Here is a 21190-nt window from a genome sequence, read left to right as displayed (position 1 = left end):
GGGACTTTTCATTTCCTGCGGCAGGTGCTACGCGCCGCCGCATCTCGAAGGACCTGAAAGGATCAGATGCTCGCCTTCGCGCTTCGCCGAGCAATTCAGGCCATCGGCGTCATGATCGCCGTCGGAATCATCGCGTTCGCCATGTTCCGCTTCGCCGGAGACCCGGTGAGCCAGATCGTGCCGATCGACGCGTCGGCCGCGGAACGGGCCAGCATCCGCCAGTCGCTCGGGCTCGACGATCCCTTCATCGTGCAGTTCGGTCGCTATCTGTTCGACGCGGCGCAGTTCAAGTTCGGCGTCTCCTATCAGTTCCGGCAGCCGGTCTCCGATCTGCTCAAGGAGCGCATGCCCGCCACCCTGGAGCTCGCGGTCTGCGCGACGATCCTGGCGCTGTTCTGCGGCATCCTGATGGGCGTGTTCTCGGCGCTGCACCGCGACTCCCTGCTCGCCAAGCTGTTCCAGATGCTGTCGCTGATCGGCATCTCCCTGCCGACCTTCCTGATCGGCATCCTCCTGATCTACCTGTTCTCGGTCACGCTGGGCTGGCTGCCGTCGTTCGGCCGCGGCGACACCGTCAGGTTCGGCTGGTGGACATCGGGCCTGTTCACCGTCTCCGGCTGGAAGGCGCTCATCATGCCCTCGATCACGCTCGGCCTGTTCCAGATGACCTTGATCATGCGACTGGTTCGCGCCGAGATGCTCGAGGTGCTGCGCACCGACTACATCCGCTTCGCCCGCGCCCGTGGGCTGACCACGCGCGCGATTCATTTCGGCCATGCGCTGCGCAACACGCTGGTGCCGGTGATCACCGTGGTCGGCCTGCAGTTCGGCTCGGTGATCGCGTTCTCGATCATCACCGAGCAGGTGTTCCAATGGCCGGGCATGGGCCTGTTGTTCGTGCAGGCGGTGCAGAATGTCGACATCCCGATCATGGCGGCCTACCTGATGATGGTGTCGCTGATCTTCGTCACCATCAATCTCGTGGTTGATATCCTCTACACCGTGGTCGATCCGCGCCTGCGCGCGACCATCAGCCGTCCGGCCTGATCATGAGCGACGCCGCCCTTCCCCACCCCACGCCCGTCGAGACGCCGCGCGCCGCCGACGGATGGCTGAAGCGTGCGCTTGCGAGCGACCTGTTCTACTCGTTCCGCCGCTCCAAGCTGACGGTCGCCGCGGCCGTGATCACGCTGCTGTTCTTCCTGCTGGCGATCTTCGCGCCGCTGCTGTCGCCGCAAAACCCGTTCGACCCGGCCCAATTGCAGCTGTTGAACTCGCGGATTTCGCCGCTGTGGACCGCCGACGGACAGAGCCCGTTCTTGCTCGGCACCGACGAGCAGGGCCGCGACGTGCTCTCGGCCATCCTCTATGGCCTGCGCATCTCGCTCCTGGTCGGCATTCTCGGCGTTGCCTTTTCCGGCGCGCTCGGCATCGGCCTCGGCCTGATCGCCGGCTATTTCGGCGGCCGGGTCGACACAGTGATCATGCGCATCGCCGACGTCCAGCTCACCTTTCCGCCGATCCTGATTGCGCTGCTGGTCAACGGCATCGCCAAGTCGGTGTCCGGCAACCGGCTGGACTGGCTCAGCATGCTGGTCGTGCTCGTGCTGGCGATCGGCCTCTCCTTCTGGGTGCAATATGCACGCACGGTGCGCAGCTCGGTCCTCGTCGAGAAGAACAAGGATTACGTCGCCGCAGCACAGCTGATCGGCCTGCCCGCGCCGGTCATCATGCTGCGCCACGTGCTGCCCAACACCACCGGTCCCGTGCTGGTGATCGCCACCATCAACCTTGCGCTGGCGATCATCACCGAGGCGACCTTGTCGTTCCTCGGCTCCGGCATGCCCGAAACGATGCCGTCGCTCGGGACCCTGATCCGGATCGGCAACAACTATCTGTTCGCCGGCGAATGGTGGATCGTTGCCTTCCCCGGCATCGCTTTGGCCGGACTGATCCTCGCCATCAACCTGCTCGGCGACTGGCTGCGCGACGCCCTGAACCCGAAACTGCGATGACCCGCGTGAATGCGTCCTTCCGAGGCTTGAGCTCATGACCGCCCCCGTTCTGTCCGTGCGCAACCTGCAGGTCGAGTTCGCGACCCGGCGCGGCACCCTGCGCGCGATCGACGGCGTCTCCTACGACATCGCCAAGGGCGAGGTGCTCGGCGTCGTCGGCGAATCCGGTGCCGGCAAGTCCGTCACCGGCCTCGCCGTGATCGGCCTGATCGATCCTCCGGGCCGCATCTCCGGCGGCGAGATCCAGCTCTCCGGCCTGCGGATCGACAACCTGCCGCCGGAGGAGATGCGCAAGGTGCGCGGCAAGCGCATCGGCATGATCTTCCAGGATCCGCTGACCTCGCTCAATCCGCTGTATCGCGTCGGCGACCAGATCATCGAGACCATCAGGACCCACACCAACCTCACCGAGCAGCAGGCGCGCAAGCGAGCCATCGACCTGCTCGCCGAGGTCGGCATATCGGCGCCCGAGAAGCGCATCGACGGCTATCCGCACGAATTCTCCGGCGGCATGCGCCAGCGCGTCGTGATCGCGTTGGCGCTGTGCGCCGAGCCGGAACTGATCATCGCAGACGAGCCGACCACCGCGCTGGACGTCTCCGTGCAGGCGCAGATCATCTCGCTGATCAAGCGGCTCGGCCGCGACCACGGCACCGCCGTGATGCTGGTGACCCACGACATGGGCGTGATCGCCGAGACCTGCGACCGCGTCGCCGTGATGTATGCCGGCCGCGTCGCCGAGATCGGCCCGGTGCAGGAGGTGATCAACAACCCGCTGCACCCCTACGCCAAGGGGCTGATGGGCGCGATCCCGACGCTCGCGGGCGAGGAGAAGCGGCTGGTGCAGATCCCAGGCTCGATGCCACGACTGTCCGCGATCCCGCCCGGCTGCTCGTTCAATCCGCGCTGCAGCTTCGCCTTCGACCGCTGCCGCGTCGACCGGCCGGAGCCGCTACGCCAGGGCACGCAGGCCGTCGCCTGTCATCTGTACGATCGCGCGACGGAGACCGCGGCATGACCGATTTCGTCGAGGTCAAGAACCTGCGCCGGGTCTTCGACGTCTCGAAACCCTGGCTCAACCGCGTGATCGAGCGTCAGCCGCAGGAGTTCCTGAAGGCGGTCGACGGCGTCAGCTTCGGCATCAGGAAGGGCGAGACCTTCGCGCTGGTCGGCGAATCCGGTTCTGGCAAGACCACGGTCGCGCGCATGGTGGTCGGGCTGCTGGCGCCGACGTCGGGCGAGGTCATCATCGACGGCGTGTCGATGAGCGAAGCGCGCCAGGCCCAGGTGCGGCGCAAGCTGCGCCGCCGCATCCAGATGGTGTTCCAGGATCCTTACGCGAGCCTCAATCCGCGCTTCCGCGTCGATAGCATCATCGCCGAGCCGATCCGCGCCTTTGACATCATCGAGGGTGAGCGCCAGATCAAGGACCGCGTCGGCGAGTTGCTGACGCTGGTCGGCCTGCATCCCGACGACGGCCAGAAATTCCCGCACGAATTCTCTGGCGGGCAGCGTCAGCGCATCGCCATCGCGCGCGCGCTCGCCTCCGAGGCCGAGTTCATCGTCTGCGACGAGCCGACCTCGGCGCTCGACGTCTCCGTGCAGGCGCAGATCCTCAATCTGATGCGCGATTTGCAGGACAAGTTCGGCCTGACCTATCTGTTCATCAGCCACAATCTCGCAGTCGTCCGCCACATGGCGAGCCGCATCGGCGTGATGTATCTCGGCCGCATCGTCGAGATCGCCGATGGCCGCACGCTGTTCAGCGACCCGCGCATGCCCTACACCAAGATGCTGCTCGGCGCAGTGCCGGACCTGTCGATGTCCGGCCGCCAGCGCATTCCGGTCAAAGGCGAGATCCCGAACCCGATCAATCCGCCCTCCGGCTGCACCTTCAACCCACGCTGTCCCCTTGCATTCGATCTCTGTCGGCAGCAGTCGCCCGAACTCATCGGCGGCGTGGCCTGCCATGCGGTGAACCAGCCGGCGAGCGCGGCCGTTCCTGCATGAGGCAACGAGTCGTGGTGCGGACGGACCGATCATCAGAATGAAAGTCACATGAGCTTCATCAACCCCGATCCCTTCACGACCCGCCCCGAGATCGACGGTACCTTCGGCGTCGTCACCTCCACGCACTGGCTCGCCACCGCGGTGGGCATGGCGATGCTGGAGCGCGGCGGCAACGCCTTCGACGCCGGCGTCGCGGCGGCCTTCACCCTGCAGGTGGTGGAGCCGCATTTGAACGGTCCTGGCGGCGACGTGCCGATCATCCTGCACGACGTCAGGCGCGGGCGCACCGAGGTGATCTGCGGCCAGGGCCCGGCGCCATCAGGCGCCACCATCGCGCACTACAAGAACGAAGGCCTCGACATGGTGCCCGGCACCGGCCTGCTCGCGGCCTGCGTGCCCGGCACGTTCGAGTCCTGGATGCTGCTGCTGCGCGACTACGGCACGATGCGGCTGCGCGACGTGCTGGAGCCGGCGATTTCCTACGCGCGCGACGGCTATCCGCTTGTCGAGCGTATCTCGGCGACGATCCAGACCGTGGAGCAGCTGTTCAAGACGCATTGGCCGACCTCGGCCGCGCTCTATCTGCCCAATGGCGAGGTGCCGAGGCCGGGCACGCTGTTCACCAATCCACAGCTCGCGGAAACCTACGCACGCATCCTCAGTGAAGGCGAAAGCGCGGGTGCTGATCGCGACGCGCAGATCGAGCGCGCGCGCAAGGCCTGGTCGCAGGGCTTCGTCGCCGAGGCCATCGACCGTTTCTGCCGGACGCAGGAAGTGATGGACGTCTCGGGTTCGCGCCACAAGGGCGTGCTGACAGCCGACGACATGGCGCGCTGGCAGCCGACCATCGAGGCACCGCTGACCTATCAGTACGGCCGCTACACCGTGTGCAAGGCCGGCGTCTGGAGCCAAGGCCCGGTGCTGCTCCAGCAGCTCGCGCTGCTCAAGGGCTTTGTGCTCGACGGCCTCGATCCGACCGGCCCCGATTTCATTCATTGGCAGATCGAAGCCGCGAAGCTCGCCTTCGCCGATCGCGAGGCCTTCTACGGCGATCCTGCTTTCGCCGACATCCCGATCGAGACGCTGCTGTCGGATGCCTACAACGACGAGCGCCGCAAGCTGATCACCGAAAAGGCCTCGCTCGAGCTGCGTCCCGGCACGCTCGACGGCTACGGCGCCAAGGTGAAGCTGCGCGAGGCCCAAGGCCGCCGCGAGGCCGTCGGCGCAATGGGCTCGGGCGAGCCGACCGTCGGCCGCTTCGGCGAGGTGCGCGGCGACACCGTGCATTTCGACATCATCGATTCCCGAGGCAACATGATCTCGGCGACGCCCTCCGGCGGCTGGCTGCAATCATCGCCGGTCATCCCCGAGCTCGGCTTCTGCCTGGGGACGCGCGCGCAGATGTTCTGGCTCGAGGAGGATCATCCGGCCGCGCTGGTGCCGGGCAAGCGGCCGCGCACGACGCTATCGCCGACCATGGCGCTGCGCGACGGCGAGCCTTATGTGGCCTGGGGTTCGCCCGGCGGCGACCAGCAGGACCAGTGGAACACGCAGTTCTTCCTGCGCCACGTCCATGCCGGCATGAACCTGCAAGAGTCGATCGACGCGCCGGCGTGGCACTCCGAGCATTTCCCGATCTCGTTCTGGCCGCGCACCGCGCGCCCCGGCGTGCTGGTGGTCGAGGGCCGCGTGCCCAAGGCGACCGTCGAGGAGTTGCGCCGTCGCGGCCATGTCGTCGAGGTCGGTCCGGACTGGTCGGAAGGCCGGCTCACGGCCGCATCACGCGTCGGCCGCCGCCGCCGCGCCGCGGCCAATCCACGGGGCATGCAGGGCTACGCGGCCGGACGATGACAGCGAGACGCCGATGACCTGGTCGATCATTGCCAAGGACGATCTCACCGGCCGGATCGGCATCGCCGTCGCCACCCGCTTCTTCGCCGTCGGCGCGCGCGTGCCCTTCATCGTCGCCGGCCACGGCGGCATCGCCACACAGGCGCTGGTCAATCCCTATTACGGCATCGACGGCGTCACGCTGCTGCGCGACGGCCGGCATCCGCGCGAGATCGTGCAACTGCTGACATCTGCCGATCCCGGCCGCGAGAGCCGCCAGCTCCACATCCTCGATCACAACGGCCAGATTGCCGCCCACACCGGCCGCGACTGCATCGGCTGGTGCGGCCATCTCGAAGGCCGTGGCTTTTCGATTGCCGGCAACATGCTGGCCGGCCCGCAGGTGCTGAACGAAACCGCGAACGCGTTTATCGCCAGCCACGCCCTGCCCTTCGCGGAGCGTCTGATCGCGGCCATGAAGGCCGGTGAGGCGGCCGGCGGTGACAAGCGCGGCAAACAGTCGGCCGCCCTCCTGGTCCACGGCAAGGAGGAGTGGTCCGAGCTCGATCTGCGTGTCGACGATCACGCCGATCCGCTCGCCGAGCTCGCACGCCTGGAGGGCGTCAGCCGCAAGCATTGGGCGGTGTTCCGGCAGTTCATGCCGACGCGCGACAATCCGGCTGGGATTACGGATCGCGCCACGATTGATGCCGGCATCGCCGCCGCGCTCGCGAACCAGACATGACCGAGCCGGAAGGACGGCGCGTGACCGGGGTTGGTATTGATAGCGCAACAACGCAGGCTGCATCTTCGTGAGGGAAATCGGATGATGAGGAACTGGTGCTTGGCCGCGGTCGCGGCCGTTGCCGTGGTCTCTTGGGGGCCTGCCGCACAGGCGCAGACCACCTTGCGCATCGGCCTTGCCGAGGACCCCGATGTTCTCGATCCGACCATGGCCCGCACCTATGTCGGCCGCATCGTCTTCGCCGCGACCTGCGACAAGCTGTTCGACATCGACGACAAGCTCAACATCGTGCCGCAGCTCGCGCTGTCGCAGCAGACCTCCGCCGACGGCAAGGAGGTCACCATCAAGCTCCGGCCCGGTGTCAAGTTTCATGACGGCGAGCCGTTCGACGCCGAGGCCGCCAAATTCTCGCTCGACCGCCACCTCACCTTCCCCGGCTCGTTCCGCAAGCCCGAGCTGGCGTCGCTCGATCATGTCGACGTCGTCGATCCCCTGACGATCAAGCTCGTCCTGAAAGCGCCGTTCTCGCCGCTGATCGCCCAGCTCACCGACCGCGCCGGCATGATGGTGTCGCCGAAGGCCGCGAAAGAGGCCGGCGACAAGTTCGGCCTGCATCCGGTCTGCGCCGGTCCGTACAAGTTCGTCGAGCGCGTCCAGCAGGACCGCATCGTGTTCGAGAAGTTCGCCGACTACTGGAACAAGGACAACGTCTTCATCGGCAGGATCGTCTACCAGCCGATCGTCGACGCCACGGTGCGGCTGGCGAACCTGAAATCCGGCGGCCTCGACATGATCGAGCGCCTGCTCGCCACCGACATCAAGGATGTCACGAGCGACAAGCGCCTGAAGCTGTCGACCGCGACCAGCCTCGGCTATCGCGGCCTGACGCTCAACATCGGCAAGGACAAAACCAAGGGCCCGCTGAGCCAGTCCGCCAAGGTGCGCCAAGCGCTCGATCTGTCGATCGACCGCGAAGCGCTGAACCAAGTCGTCTTCAACGGCGAGTTCAAGCCCGGCAATCAGTTCGTCAATCCTGAAAATCCTTACTACCAGGCCGCCTTCCCGGTGCGCGGCCGCGACGTCGAGAAGGCCAAGGCCCTGCTGAAGGAAGCCGGTGTGACGCCGCCGGTCGCCGTCGATTTCATGGTGCCGAAAGAAAGCGAGAGCGAAGCGGCTGCGCAGGTGCTGCAGGCGATGGCCGCCGAGGCCGGCTTCGATCTGAAGATCCGCATCACCGAATTCGCGACGTCGCTGAAGCAGGCCGAGGCCGGCGAATACCAGGCCTTCATGCTGGAGTGGAGCGGCCGCAGCGATCCCGACGGCAACACCTACAACCATCTCCATTCGGGTGCGGCGCTCAACTACAGCGCCTGGAGCAACGCCGCCGCCGACAAGGCGCTGGAGGACGCGCGCCTCGTCACCGACCAGGCCAAGCGCAAGGCGATCTACGAGACGCTGGTCAAGGAGCAGCAGGCCGACGAGCCGATCCTCTACCTCTATCACCGCAAATTCCTGTTCGCGCAGACCACGAAGCTCGAGGGCTTCAAGCCGATGCCGGACGGCCTGCTGCGCGTGGTCGGGCTGAAGCTGAAGTGAGAGAACAGGTGGCGCCCGCTCGTTGGGAAGCGCAACTAGCGCCCCGCGCCTGCTCTGCTCCCTCCCCCCTTGTGGGGGAGGACTGGGGAGGGGGGTGCCACGCACGCCGTTGTCGCTTGGGGCACCCCCCTCCCTGTCCCTCCCCCACAAGGGGGGAGGGAACGCAGGAGGCGCGACCTGCATCTGACGGCCGACATCCTCAGCGCCGCAGGAAGAGCTGATCATGCTGACGTTCCTCGCCCGCCGCATCGCCCAGATCATCCCGACGCTGATCTTTGTCTCCATCCTCATCTTCTCGCTGCAACAGCTCCTGCCCGGCGACCCCGCGCTGGTGATGGCCGGCGAGGAGCGCGATCCCGCGGTGATCGAGCAGATCCGCAAGCAGTATCGCCTCGACCAGCCGCTTCCGGTTCAGTACGGCTACTGGATCAAGGGCGTGCTCTCGGGCGATTTCGGCGAGTCGCTGCGCATCAAGATGCCGGTGCGCGATCTCATCCTGCAGAAGCTCCCCGTAACCCTGCAGCTCGCCTCGATGGCGATCGTGATCGCGTTCCTGATCGGCATTCCCGCCGGCATCGTTTCCGCCGTGAAGCGCGGAACCGCCTGGGACTATGCCGCCAACCTGTTTGCGCTGTGGGGCATCTCGACGCCGAACTTCTGGCTCGGCATCATGCTGATCTTCCTGTTCTCGATCCAGCTCGGCTGGCTGCCCGCCTCCGGTTACGTCTCGCCCGCCGAGGACTGGCGGGCCAGTCTCGCCGCCACCATCATGCCGGCCTTCGTGCTCGGCAATGCCATCGCCGCGATCCTGATGCGCCACACCCGCAGCGCGATGCTGCAGGTCCTGAGCAGCGACTACATTCGCACCGCGCGCGCCAAGGGCATCTCCGAACGCCAGGTCATCCTGCGCCACGCGCTGCGCAATGCCCTGACGCCGGTGATCACGCTGGGCGCGCTCGAGCTCGGGACGCTGTTGTCCGGCGCCGTGCTGACCGAGCAGATCTTCTCGATCCCCGGCTTCGGCAAGCTGATCGTCGATGCCGTGTTCAATCGCGACTACGCCGTCGTGCAGGGCGTCGTGCTGGTCACCGCCACCGTCTACATCATGCTGAACCTGATCGCCGATCTCGCCTATGTCCTCGTCAATCCGCGGCTGAGGAGCTGAGATGGCCGAGACGACGCTGTCAGCTCCCCACGGAGCCCGCGCCCTCGCTCCGCTCGAGCGGCCGATGCAGCGCACCTTGCGCCGACTGGTGAAGCGCAAAGGCGCCATGGTCGGGCTCTGCCTGATCACGGCCTTCATCCTGCTCGCCGTGCTCGCGCCGGTGGTGGCGCCCTACGATCCCATCAAGACGAGCTGGGCGCTGGTGCGCAAGGCGCCATCGGCGGCGCATTGGTTCGGCACCGACGATCTCGGCCGCGACGTGCTGGCCCGTGTGATCTACGGCGCGCGGGCCTCGCTGCTGGCCGGAGCGATCTCGGTCGCCATCGCGCTGGCGATCGGCGTCCCGATCGGCATAATCGCAGGCTACCGCGGCGGCTTCCTCGATGCTCTGATCAGCCGCATCACCGACGCGATGCTGGCCTGCCCGTTCCTGATCCTGGCGATCGCGCTGGCGGCATTCCTGGGGCCGAGCCTCGGCAATGCCATGATCGCGATCGGCATCTCGGCGACGCCGATCTTCGTCCGGCTGACCCGCGGCGAGGTGATGAGCGTCAAGGTCGAGGAATATGTCGAGGCCGCCCGCAGCGTCGGCGATACCGACCTGCAGATCGCGGTCAGGCACATCCTGCCGAACATCATGCCGGCGCTATTGGTGCAGGCGACGCTGTCGGTCGCCGCCGCCATCATCGCCGAGGCAGCGCTGTCATTCCTAGGCCTGGGCCAGCAGCCGCCCGCCCCGTCCTGGGGCAGCATGCTCAACGCCGCCCAGCGCTTCCTCACCAACGCGCCGTGGATGGCGATCTGGCCCGGCCTTGCGATCTTCCTCGTCGTGCTGTCGCTCAACCTCCTCGGCGACGGCCTGCGCGACGCGCTCGATCCGCAGCAGGAAGAGTGAGCGAGGTCTCTCCATGCTAGCTCGAATGGCTGAGGATCTCCTGCGATTGTTGACGATCGTCGACATGGGGGCTGGCGTCGTGATCTGGGCGCTGGCGTTTCGCGAGCGGGTCTTGATGGCGAGCCATGCACCGGAATGGCGCGGCTGGTTCACGCTCCGCCGTGTGACTGCCGACGAATATTCCCGCGCCTATCGCGCGCACTTCCATCGGTCATTGCACTACGCCTTCGCGTTTCTCATCATCATCGGCATCGCCGCTCTGCTGATCCTGCTCGACCATCTGTTCTTTAGGAGGCCGCTGTGCTGAGCGCCGCGGCGGGCGCCGCCGGCCGTGACGCCAGTAAAGGGAGTAAGAGACGGCCCGACAAAAACGGCGACTGCCAGGAGCAGCCGCCGTTGATCTTCAGCAACCCAAAGAAACTGCCCGCTCACGTCGCCTTCAGCGCGTGGTCGGTCTCGGCGTCGAACTGGGCGATCTGCCGGGCGCGCAGCGACTTGGCGGCGGCCTGGTGGTTGGTGGCGATGACGGTGTAGACGGCCGGCAGCACGAACAGTGTGAACAAGGTGCCGATCGACATGCCGGCGACGACGACGAGGCCGATCGAGAAGCGGCTGGCGGCGCCGGCGCCGGTCGCGGTCAACAGCGGGATCAGGCCGGTGACCATCGCCGCCGTGGTCATCAGGATCGGCCGCAGGCGGATGCGCGCGGACGTCTCGATGGCGGCGCGGCGGTCCATCCCCTCGTTGAGCTGCAGCTCGTTGGCGAACTCCACCATCAGGATGCCGTGCTTGGTGATCAGGCCGACCAGCGTCAGCAGGCCGACCTGGGTGTAGATGTTCATGGTCGCCAGCCCGAAGAACAGCGGGATCAGCGCGCCGACGATCGCCATGGGCACGCTGATCATGATCACCAGCGGATCGCGCAGGCTCTCGAACTGCGCCGCCAGCACCAGGAAGATGATGATCAGCGCGAAGCCGAAGGTGATGGCGAGCTGATTGCCCTCCTGGACGTATTGACGGGCGTCGGCGAGATAGTCGTGGCTGAAGCCGGACGGCAGGTTCTTGGCCTGCTTCTCCAGGAAGTCGACCGCCTGCCCGACGGTGACGCCCGGCATCGGCACGGCGGAGAAGGTCGCCGAGTTGAGCTGGTTGAAATGCGTCAGCGAGTTCGGGTCGGTCGCGGTCTCGATATTGACGACGGTCGACAGCGGCACCTGCTGGCCGGCCGAGGTCGCGACATAGTAGCCGGACAGCGATTCCGGCGAGATCCGCTTGTCACGCGGCACCTGCGGAATCACCTGATAGGAGCGGCCCTCGAGGTTGAAGCGGTTGATGTAGTTGCCGCCGAGCAGTACGGCCAGCGTGTTGCCGATCGACTGCATGGTGATGCCGAGATCGCTCGCCTTGCTGCGATTGATCCAGACCTTGACCACCGGCTGATTGAACTCGAGGTCGCTGTCGGAGACGATGAACATGCCGCTCTTGCGGGCGGCGTCCTTCAGCTTGGCCATCTGCTCATAGACCGCCTGGAAGCCGCTGGTCGAGCTGATCACCATCTGCACCGGCAGGCCGCCGGGGCCGCCCGGCAGCGCCGGCAGGTTGAAGGCGAAGGCGTTGATGCCCTCGATCTTGGACAGCTCCGCCTGCACCAGCGGCTTCAGCTTGATCGAGGAGCGCGTGCGCTCGTCCCAGGGCTTGAGCAGCATGCCGGCAAAGCCGCCCTGCGGGCCGAGGATGCCGTTCAGAACGAAGCGAAGGTCGGTCTCGGGGAACTTCTGGAACGCCTTGTCGACCTTGTCGGTGTAGAAGTTGATGTAGTCGATGTTGGCGTATTTCGGTGCCTTGGTGATCGAGAACACGATGCCCTGATCCTCCTCCGGCGCCAGCTCCTTCGAGGTGTGCATGTAGAGGAAGCCGACGAGGCCGAGGATCGTCAGCGCGAACAGCGCCGTCACCGGCCGGTAGTCGAGCGAGCGGTCGAGCTGGCGGCCGTACCAGCGCGTCATCGCGCCGAACACGCGGTTGACGAGCCGCGCGAAGCGGCCCTCCTCGGCGCTGCGCAGCAGCACCGAGCACATCATCGGCGACAGGGTCAGCGCGATGACGCCGGAGACGATGACCGAGCCGGCGAGCGTGAACGCGAATTCGCGGAACAGCGAGCCGGTGAGACCGCCGAGGAAGCCGATCGGGGCATACACCGCAGCCAGCGTGATCGTCATCGAGACGACGGGGCCGACGATCTCGCGGGCGCCCTGCAATGCGGCCTGCACCGGCGCCTTGCCCTCCTCCAGATGGCGATGGATGTTCTCCACCACCACGATGGCGTCGTCGACGACGAGGCCGATCGCCAGCACCATCGCCAGCAGGGTCAGCAGGTTGATGCTGAAGCCGAGCGCCAGCATCATCGTGCAGACGCCGATCAGGGACAGCGGGATCGTCACGACGGGAATGATGACCGAACGCAGCGACGCCAGGAACAGGAAGATGACCACGATGACGATCAGCACGGCCTCGCCGAGCGTGTGCTCGACCTCGTCGATCGACGACTGGATGAACTTGGTGGAATCGTAGGCCACCTTCATCTTCATCGACGGCGGCAAATTGCGCTCGAGGTCCGGGAACAGCGCGCGCACGCCCTTGACGATGTTGAGCGGGTTGCCCTGCGGCGTCGCGTCGACGCCGATGAAGATGGCGCGCTCGCCGTTGAAGGCGACGCTGGCATCGGTGCTCTGCGCCGCCAGCTCGACGGTGGCGATGTCCTCCATCCGCACGAAGCCGCCGTCCTTGGCCTTGACGATCATCCGCTTGAACTGGTTGACGTCGGTGAGGCCGGTGTTGGTCGTGACGTTGGAGACGATGAAATAGCCCTTCGCCTGTCCGGCCGCGGACTGGAAGTTGTTGGCCGCGATCGCTGCCGCGACGTCGGTCGGCGACACGTTGCGGCCGGCCATCTTCTCGGGGTTCAGCCAGATCCGCATCGCAAAGGTCTGGCCGCCGAGAATGTTCGCCGCGGCGACGCCGTCGACCGTCGACAGCACCGGCTGCACCACGCGCGTCAGATAGTCTGATATCGCCGAGCCCGACAGCTCCTCGCTGGAGAAGCCGAGATACATCACCGAGGTCGTCTGTCCCGTCGTCTTGGTGACGATGGGATCGTTGGATTCCTTCGGAATGAGGTAGCGGACCGAGTTCACCTTGGCGAGCACCTCGGTGAGCGCCTGGTTCGGATCGAAATTGAGCTTGATGAACACCTGGATCGTGCTGGTGCCCTGCACCGAGGACGAGGTGATGTAGTCGACGCCCTCGGCTGATGCGACCGCCTGCTCCAAGGGCGTGGTGATGAAGCCCTGCATCAGATCGGCGGAGGCGCCGGGATAGACGGTCGTCACGTTGACGACGGTGTTGGACAGCTTCGGATATTGCCGGATCGGCAGCACGAAGGCGGCGCGCAGGCCGAGCAGCAGAATGAGCAGGCTGACCACGACCGACAGCACCGGGCGCTTGATGAAGATATCGGTGAAACGCATCGCGGCAATCCCGTCAGCAGAAGTCAGATGAGGTCCGGGCGGGCCGCCTCAGGGCGGCCCAGCATTGGATCAGAGGTCGCTCAGTAGCGCGGCGGCTTCGCCGGGACCGGCGGCAGCGGATCGGTGGAGATCGCGACCGCGGCGCCGGACTGGATCTTGAGCTGGCCGACGGCGACGACGCGATCGCCTTCCTTGAGGCCCTTGAGGATCACCGCGCGGCCGTTGATGCGGTCGCCGGTCTGCACATAGATGCGGTCGGCCGTCAGCGCGGTCTTGCCGTCGTCGGTCTTCTTCTCGTTGATCACGAACACCGAGTCGCCATAGAGCGTGTAGTCGACCGCGGTCTCCGGCACCGTCAGCACCGGCGGCTTCTCCGGCAGCACCACGGTGGCGGTGGCGAACATGCCCGGCTTCAGGATGCGCTCCGGATTGGCGATCGTCGCCTGCACGCGGATGTTGCGCGTGTCGGTCGCGATCTGCGGCTCAATCGTGGTGATCTTGCCTTCGAAGGTCCGGCCCGGATAGGCATCGACGCCGATGCGGACGGTCTGGCCGACCTTGAGCTGGCCGCTGTCCTTCTCCGTCACGGTGAAGTTCACCCACAGCTCCGACAGATCGGTCAGCGACACGATCTGCGTGCCGGCGCTGAGATACTGGCCAACCTCGACCTTGCGGACGCCGAGATCGCCGTCGAACGGCGCGCGCACCAGCTTCTGCGCGATCAGCGCCTCGGTCTTGGCGATGCCGGCCTGGGCCTGGTCGTAGGCGGCCTGGGCCTGGTCGACGGTCGCCTGCGGCCCGAACTGGCGCGACGCCAGCTGCTTGGCGCGATCAAGCGACAATTGCGCCACAGTCACCTGGGCCTTGTAGTTGGCGAGATCGCCCTGATCCGGCGCGTCATAGAGCTGCACCAGCGGCGCGCCCTGCTTCACCGTGGAGCCCGGCGTGAACATGATGTCGGTGATGCGGCCGCTGACGTCCGAGGTCACGTTGACCTGATGCACGGCGGCGAGATCGCCGACTGCGGTCAACAGGTTCGGCACCGTCTCCGAACTCGCCGTCGCGACGCTGACGTTGAGCGGCGGCGGCTTCATGTTGGCGAAGAACTGCGCGATCATCTTGTCGCGGAACATGTTGAACCATACGAGACCGCCGACCAGCGCCACGAGCAGGCCGCCAACCACGATGAACCACAGCACCGGGCGGGTGCGCTTGCGCGGCTTGCCGTGGACCGGCTTTCCTGAGAGCTTGGGTTCCGTCGCAATGTTCATGTCATGCACTTTCTGCCGTCGCCGGCCGGGCCGGAGGTTGCGACAATTCGTGATCGAGGTAGCACGCAATGGCGGCGTCGGTCAGTCCGATGCCGCGCAGGATGAATTCGCTGAGCTGGCGCTCCAGGCTCGCCGCAGTTCCATACGGCACACAGGGAATGGATGGAAGCCGCGTCAATGCCGCCATCAAGACCGTGTGATGCGCGAACCAGAACAGATCGCGCGGCGCGGCCGCCAATCGCACGGCGTCACCGGAGGCAACGGCGCTGTCCAGAGAGTTAACGAACTTGGCGCCGATCAGATCATCGATCTTCGTATACAGCAGCCTTGCGAACTCGCCATCGTCGAGATGGCTCGACGCCATCAGCCGCAGCCGCTGCTCTTCTTCCTCATTGGGGCCGTCGGCAATGCCGAGGAAATGCCGGACCATCCCGGCCATCAGCATGACCAACGTCGCGGTCGAAGGTTCCTGGCTGAGCAGCACCTCGAAATCCGGATCGGTCTCGCACTCCTCGGTGAGGATCTCCGCATAGAGCGCCGCCTTGGAGGGGAAATGTTTGAACAGCAGCGCTTCCGAGATCGCCGCCGCGGCCGCCACGCTCTTGGTCGTGGTGCCGGCATAGCCATGACGCGCGAAGCAGCGCTTGGCTGCACCGAGGATCAGCTGCCTCCGGAGATCGCTTGTCATGCGCAAAGTGGACATCGGCCGTGAGTAAATACTCACTTGATCTATGTCAAGAAAGATGCCGCGGCGCAGCAGGGTCGGCGGCCAAGTCCCTGAAATTGCAGGCGGGATTTCACCGGCGCCAAAGGCAATTCTATACCTCTCAAAGCGGCGGATCTGGGGCACCGCTCCATCGGTGGACGCAAGGCCGCGCGGGGACCACCGCGGCGGGCACATTTTCTTCCGCTGCTCGCCGTGCGACGGTCGCCGGGACAAAAACAAGAATCGGCCGGGAGGACCAGACATGACCGACGACGCAGCGCTCGCCAGCCAGTTCGATCTCGAGAGCCTGACGCCGGAGTTCTACGCCGATCCCTACCCGACCTATCGCGCGCTGCGCCGGCACGCCCCGGTCAAGCGCATGCGCAACGGCTCCTATTTCCTCACCCGCTACGACGATCTGGTCACCGCCTACAAGGCAACCAGGACGTTCTCGTCGGACAAGAAGCGCGAGTTCGCGCCCAAATACGGCAACTCGCTGCTGTACGAGCATCACACGACGAGCCTCGTCTTCAACGATCCTCCGGCGCACACCCGGGTGCGCCGCCTGATCATGGGCGCGCTGTCGCCGCGCGCGATCGCCGAGATGGAGCCGGCGCTGATCGCGCTGGTCGACGGACTGCTGGACCGGATCGCCGCCAAGGACCGCTTCGAGCTGATCGAGGATTTCGCCGCGGCGATTCCGATCGAGGTGATCGGCAACCTGCTCGGCGTGCCGCACGAGGAGCGCGGTCCCTTGCGCGACTGGTCGCTCGCCATTCTCGGCGCGCTGGAGCCGGTGCTGTCGGCCGAGCAATTCGCCCGTGGCAACCAGGCGGTCGGCGACATGCTGACCTATCTCAAAGACCTGGTCGCGCGGCGGCGCGTGGCTCCCGGCAATCCCGAGCGCGACGTGCTGACGCGGCTGATCCAAGGCGAGGCCGACGGCGAGCGGCTGAGCGAGACGGAGCTCTTGCACAACTGCATCTTCCTGCTCAATGCCGGCCACGAGACCACCACCAATCTGATCGGCAACGGCCTCGTCCTGCTGGGCCAGCATCCGGCCGAGCGCAGGAGGCTGATCGAGGCCCCCAACCTGATCCGTACCGCGGTCGAAGAGATCCTGCGCTACGAGAGCTCCAACCAGCTCGGCAATCGGATGACGACGGAAGCCGTCGAGCTTGGCGGCATCGCGTTGGCGCCTGGAACATCGGTCACGCTGTGCATCGGCGCCGCCAACCGCGATCCCGCCCAGTTCGACGATCCCGAACGCTTCGACATCACCCGCCTCGCCAACCGCCACCTCGCCTTCGGCACCGGCGCCCATCAATGCGCAGGGATGGCGCTGGCAAGGCTGGAGGGCGCCGTGGCAATTGGGCGGTTCTTGGCGCGGTTTCCGAACTATCAGCTCGAGGGCGAGCCAGTGCGCGGCGGCCGGGTGCGGTTTCGCGGGTTTGCGAGTGTGCCGTGTGTGGTCGGCTGAGGCGAGGATCACGTTGCGCGGCGTGACCGGAGCAATTCAGTCCGCAATCCGCTCTACGCGCGGCTGTCGGAAGGTCCGACCGGCGACACGAAGAGGGTGATCCCCGCCCGCTTCCGCCGACACTCACCCGTCGAAAGAATCTTCTTTCTTTTTTTCAGAATTCGTGTATACGTTCTCCCGTCCCGCCTCACACGAGGGGCGCTTCGCGGTCGTCACGAACGTCGGGTGCGGGATGCGGTGGGCGTGTCGGTGCTGCGCGCGAGTGAACCTCGCGCGGACGAACGGCAGCGATGCGCACGGTCAAGTCGCGTGGTCCTGACACCCCGACGCTGGTGTCACGCCCGTGCCGGCGCTCACGCGCCGCGCGGGCAACGGTGGCCAGAAAGCCCGGAGCACCGGGGAGAACGCGAAGCAGCCGTCAAACCATCGCGCGGGGAATGCCGGGTGTTCTCGGCTGAACCTGTGGTTCCTGCCGCCTGCATTTTTTTCCGCAGGCGGGCCATGGGTGCGGCCAGCGCCCGGCATTCCCCGTGCCCTCTTCTCGAAAAGGGCAGGACGAACGGTAAAGCTCGGACGCGAAACGCGCCGCGAGAAGAAGACCGCATGTCTCATCTCTCCGTCATTGCGAGCGAAGCGACCTGTCCGCCAAAGCCCGAAGGGCGACGGCGGAAGCAATCCAGGGCCGCGCCCGCGACTCTGGATTGCTTCGTCGCTTGCGCTCCTCGCAATGACGCGGAGAGATCGAGGTTAAAGCACAGCGTGATCGCCGCGCTCGGCGGTCGCCTCGCCGCGGATCAGCCTGGCGTAGTAGTCGAACAGCGTCTCCGATCCGGTCGACGGCGTGGCGTCGGCGTCGTAGCGGCCGGTGGCGGAATCGAGCACCAGCATGGATTCGGTCGCGTAGTAGCGGCCGATGCGGGCGAGCTCCGCCTTGTCGGCCAGCGACGGCACGATCCGCTTGGCGACATCGAGCCCGCCGATGATGACATCGAGCAGCGCCACCGGGACGTGCCGGAAGTGCGGCTTGCGTCCGAGCAGCGCGAACAGATGCTCGCCCTGTTCGATCGGCGTGATGGCGGGGCCTGGGCCGCCGATCGGCAGCACCCGGTTCCAGCGGCGCTCGTCATCGAGACATCCGGCCAGATAGTCGCCGAGGTCCCCGTCGCTGATCGGCTTGCACGCCGTCAACCGGCCGTCGCCGAACACCATATAGGGCCGGCCCTGCTTCACCCGCGCGACCTGTCCCGACAGCGACTTGAAGAACGCGGTCGGGCGGACGATCGAGTAGGTCAGCCCCTGCTCCATCAGATGCGCTTCGAACGCCAGCTTGGCCCTCTGAAACGCCAGCAGCGGCTTCTGCACGCAGATGGCGGACAGCAGGACGAAGTGACTCACACCGGCACTCCGCGCGGCATCCAGCACGTTCACATGGGCTTGGTCGTCGATCGCCTGGGCATCCCTGGGCACGCCGGTCCGCGAGGCCATGCAGGACACCACGGCGTCGAACCGCTCACCGCCAAAGCCGTCACGTGCGAGGGAGGCGGGATCGGTGACATCCCCCGTCCTGACGGTGGCGCCCGCGATCTTCACGGCGTCATGGCGCGGACGCACCAAGCAGACCACCTCGTGCCCGCGCGCGACGAGCGCGCGTACCGTGGCACGGCCGATCGTTCCCGTCGCGCCAAGCATGAAGACGCGGCGTGGACGGGACACAGTGGCGGGAGCCGGTTCGGAAGGAGAGATCATCGGCGTGGCAAAGACTCCGAATGCCGTTCCGACCCATATCACGGCCGGCTGGCCCATGACGCTGTCGGCTCCGCTTCGACCTCACTGCGCCGCGCGCGGCGTCTTCTCCAGGATCAGCGTATGGATGCCGCAGGTGCCGCTGTACAGGCTCATCACCCGTGTGCCCGGCTTGCGGCCGGCGCGCGGCTCGGAGACCTGCAGGCCGGCGGCGAGCAGCCGCGCGCGCGTCGCCTCGATGTCGGCGACGCGCCAGCTCAGGCCCCACAGCTTGTCATGGGCCTTGTCGTTGCCGGCGACCGGCCGCTTTACCACTTCGACGATCAGGTCGCCGCAGCGGAAGAACATCAACTGCCCCCATTCCTGATGGCTGCGGTCGAGCGCCATGTCGAGGCCGAGCCGCGCGCCGTAGAGCGCGGCGGCGCGTTCGGGATCCTCGGTCGAGATCACGATATGGTCGAGGCCGAGCACGGCCGTATCGGCGGTCTTGGCGGACGGCGGGCGCGGCTCGGCGAGCTCGAGGAAGAACATGCGCACGCCACGCGTGAGATCGGTCATGGCGCGGGTGCGCTTCCAATGCAGCGTCTGGCCCGAGATGCGGTCGGTGCTGTCGACCTCGGCAATCGGATCCGGCTTCAGCGCGACCCGCTCGAGCCGCCGATGCATCTTGCCGATATCGCCGGTGGCGAAGCAGATACTGGCGAGCCCCTCGCCCCAGATCTTGATCACGTTGCGGATGCGGTCGGCGGCCACGCCCTGGCCCGCCGGCGCCATCAGCTCCAGGCTCATATTGTCGAGCGTGAACAGGACGCGATCGGCGCCCTCGCCCGAATTCTGCCAGGACGGCTTGCGCGCCAGCAGCGTCTCGAACGCGGCGCTGCCGGCCTGGATGTCCTGCAGCAGGACGACAACGTGGTCGAGGCCGGTGATCACGGAAACAGCCCTCGCGAGTTCTTGGCGGCGCGCACCTTCTCCACGCCGATCGCCATCGCCGCGGTCCGGTGGGAGATGCCGTCGGTCTTGCCGCGCGTCAGCATGCGCTCGAAGGCACGGTCAAGGATCTGGTACTCCCTGCGCATCACCTCCTCTTCCTCCCAGAACAGCTGCTGCAGGTCCTGCACCCATTCGAAATAGCTGACGATGACGCCACCGGAATTGCAGAGAATGTCGGGAATGAGGAAGATCTCGTTGCGGCGCTGGTCGAGCACCAGATCGGCATCCGGCGTGGTCGGGCCGTTGGCGGCTTCCGCAATGACGCGGCATTTCAGGTTCGCCGCCACCTTGGCGTCGATCACCCGCTCGACCGCGGCCGGCACGAGGATGTCGCAGGCCAGGGTCAGGATCTCCCGCGGATCGAAGGCGAGCTCGGTGGAGAAGCCGGCAATGCTGCCGTGCCTGGCGGCGTGCGCCATCAAGGCCGGGATGTCGAGGCCGCGCGGATCATGGAGGGCGCCGGTGTGATCGCTGACCGCAATCACCTTCATGCCCATCTGGTGGAAGCCGAGCGCGGCATACGAGCCGACGTTGCCAAAGCCCTGCACGACCGCGGTGGACTTGGTCGGGTCGATGCCCAGCTCGTCCATCACCCGCCTCGACACATGGGCGACGCCGCGGCCGGTCGCCTCGCGGCGCCCCAACGTGCCGCCGGAGAACACCGGCTTGCCGGTCACGATCTCCATCACCGTCTGCCCCTGGTACATGGAATACGTGTCCATGAACCACGCCATCACCTGCTCGTTGGTGCCCATGTCGGGCGCCATCACGTCGGTATGCGGGCCGACGAACGGGATCATCTCCTGCATATAGCGGCGCGACAGCGATTCGAGCTCGCGCTTCGACAGTTTGGAGAGATCGACGTTGATGCCGCCCTTGGCGCCGCCATAGGGCAACCCGACCAGCGCGCATTTCCAGCTCATCCAGATCGCGAGCGCGGCGACCTCGCCAATGTCGACCGTCGGAGCGAACCGCGTGCCGCCCTTGGTCGGCCCCATCGTCAGCAGATGCTGGACCCGGTAGCCTTCATAGACCGCGATCGTGCCGTCATCCTTGTGGATCGGACACGAGACGGTGATCGCCCGCTTCGGCAAGAGCAGCCGGTCCCGCTCGTCGGCTGGGATGCCAAGGTGGTCGGCGATCACGTTGAACTGATTGGTGGCCATCTCGAAGACCGGACCCGCATAGACAGTCATATTCCACTCCCGAATCTG

17 protein-coding genes are annotated in these 21190 nt (G+C 66.2%); 11 read left to right on the top strand and 6 right to left on the bottom strand.

What is annotated here, in order from left to right; translation table 11 throughout:
- The first annotated feature begins 66 nt into the window (after positions 1-66).
- The 10 genes from QX094_RS23715 to QX094_RS23670 all read left to right on the top strand — a co-directional run bounded on the left by QX094_RS23715 (position 67) and on the right by QX094_RS23670 (position 10563).
- Complete coding sequence (locus QX094_RS23715; RefSeq protein WP_315715761.1) at positions 67-1047, top strand: ABC transporter permease; 981 nt, start codon at positions 67-69, stop codon at positions 1045-1047.
- Between the two features lie 2 nt (positions 1048-1049).
- On the top strand, positions 1050-2015 hold the full coding sequence (locus QX094_RS23710; protein WP_315715760.1) for an ABC transporter permease: 966 nt from the start codon (positions 1050-1052) through the stop codon (positions 2013-2015).
- Between the two features lie 34 nt (positions 2016-2049).
- Complete coding sequence (locus tag QX094_RS23705) at positions 2050-3033, top strand: ABC transporter ATP-binding protein (RefSeq protein ID WP_315715759.1); 984 nt, start codon at positions 2050-2052, stop codon at positions 3031-3033.
- On the top strand, positions 3030-4025 hold the full coding sequence (locus tag QX094_RS23700) for an oligopeptide/dipeptide ABC transporter ATP-binding protein (RefSeq protein WP_315715758.1): 996 nt from the start codon (positions 3030-3032) through the stop codon (positions 4023-4025). The genes QX094_RS23705 and QX094_RS23700 overlap by 4 nt, the downstream gene beginning before the upstream one ends.
- A 48-nt stretch (positions 4026-4073) precedes the next feature.
- Positions 4074-5876 carry a gamma-glutamyltransferase family protein gene (locus QX094_RS23695; protein ID WP_315715757.1) on the top strand — a complete coding sequence of 601 codons (1803 nt, stop codon included), beginning with the start codon at positions 4074-4076 and terminating at the stop codon, positions 5874-5876.
- Between the two features lie 13 nt (positions 5877-5889).
- Entirely contained in the window at positions 5890-6600 is a 711-nt protein-coding gene (locus QX094_RS23690; RefSeq protein ID WP_316188162.1) for a DUF1028 domain-containing protein, read from the top strand.
- An 84-nt stretch (positions 6601-6684) separates the two neighbouring features.
- A complete protein-coding gene (locus tag QX094_RS23685; RefSeq protein ID WP_316188221.1) occupies positions 6685-8196 on the top strand; it encodes an ABC transporter substrate-binding protein in 1512 nt (503 codons plus the stop codon).
- A 223-nt stretch (positions 8197-8419) separates the two neighbouring features.
- The gene (locus QX094_RS23680; protein ID WP_316188161.1) at positions 8420-9361 is read left to right on the top strand and encodes an ABC transporter permease; all 942 of its coding nucleotides are present in this window, start codon (positions 8420-8422) and stop codon (positions 9359-9361) included.
- Between the two features lie 64 nt (positions 9362-9425).
- Positions 9426-10256, top strand: coding sequence for an ABC transporter permease (locus QX094_RS23675; RefSeq protein WP_316188220.1), 831 nt, complete (start codon positions 9426-9428; stop codon positions 10254-10256).
- Positions 10257-10281: 25 nt separating this feature from the next.
- Positions 10282-10563, top strand: a complete 282-nt coding sequence (locus QX094_RS23670; RefSeq protein ID WP_316183413.1) for a hypothetical protein — start codon at positions 10282-10284, stop codon at positions 10561-10563.
- Positions 10564-10684: 121 nt separating this feature from the next.
- On the opposite strand, the gene QX094_RS23665 is transcribed toward QX094_RS23670, so the two are convergent.
- From QX094_RS23665 to QX094_RS23655, 3 genes are all read right to left on the bottom strand, one after another.
- Positions 10685-13783, bottom strand: coding sequence for a MexW/MexI family multidrug efflux RND transporter permease subunit (locus QX094_RS23665; RefSeq protein ID WP_316188160.1), 3099 nt, complete (start codon positions 13781-13783; stop codon positions 10685-10687).
- Between the two features lie 80 nt (positions 13784-13863).
- Positions 13864-15054: an efflux RND transporter periplasmic adaptor subunit gene (locus QX094_RS23660; RefSeq protein WP_315715752.1), complete on the bottom strand. Its 1191-nt coding sequence runs from the start codon at positions 15052-15054 to the stop codon at positions 13864-13866.
- Between the two features lies 1 nt (position 15055).
- Complete coding sequence (locus tag QX094_RS23655; protein ID WP_315715751.1) at positions 15056-15742, bottom strand: helix-turn-helix domain-containing protein; 687 nt, start codon at positions 15740-15742, stop codon at positions 15056-15058.
- Between the two features lie 280 nt (positions 15743-16022).
- Here QX094_RS23655 and QX094_RS23650 point away from each other — a divergent pair, with 280 nt between their 5' ends.
- Complete coding sequence (locus QX094_RS23650; RefSeq protein WP_316188159.1) at positions 16023-17240, top strand: cytochrome P450; 1218 nt, start codon at positions 16023-16025, stop codon at positions 17238-17240.
- Between the two features lie 747 nt (positions 17241-17987).
- On the opposite strand, the gene QX094_RS23645 is transcribed toward QX094_RS23650, so the two are convergent.
- The 3 genes from QX094_RS23645 to QX094_RS23635 form a co-directional block, all read right to left on the bottom strand.
- Complete coding sequence (locus QX094_RS23645) at positions 17988-18929, bottom strand: NAD(P)H-binding protein (RefSeq protein ID WP_316188219.1); 942 nt, start codon at positions 18927-18929, stop codon at positions 17988-17990.
- 138 nt (positions 18930-19067) lie between these two features.
- Entirely contained in the window at positions 19068-19916 is an 849-nt protein-coding gene (locus QX094_RS23640; RefSeq protein WP_316188158.1) for a VOC family protein, read from the bottom strand.
- Positions 19913-21172: a Glu/Leu/Phe/Val dehydrogenase gene (locus tag QX094_RS23635; protein ID WP_315754716.1), complete on the bottom strand. Its 1260-nt coding sequence runs from the start codon at positions 21170-21172 to the stop codon at positions 19913-19915. The genes QX094_RS23640 and QX094_RS23635 overlap by 4 nt, the downstream gene beginning before the upstream one ends.
- Positions 21173-21190 lie beyond the last annotated feature (18 nt).

Origin of the sequence: Bradyrhizobium sp. SZCCHNS1050 (assembly GCF_032484785.1) — a bacterium.
Classification (GTDB): domain Bacteria; phylum Pseudomonadota; class Alphaproteobacteria; order Rhizobiales; family Xanthobacteraceae; genus Bradyrhizobium.
Note: the sequence above shows the minus strand (reverse complement) of the source record. Positions and strands in the feature narration are given on the sequence as shown.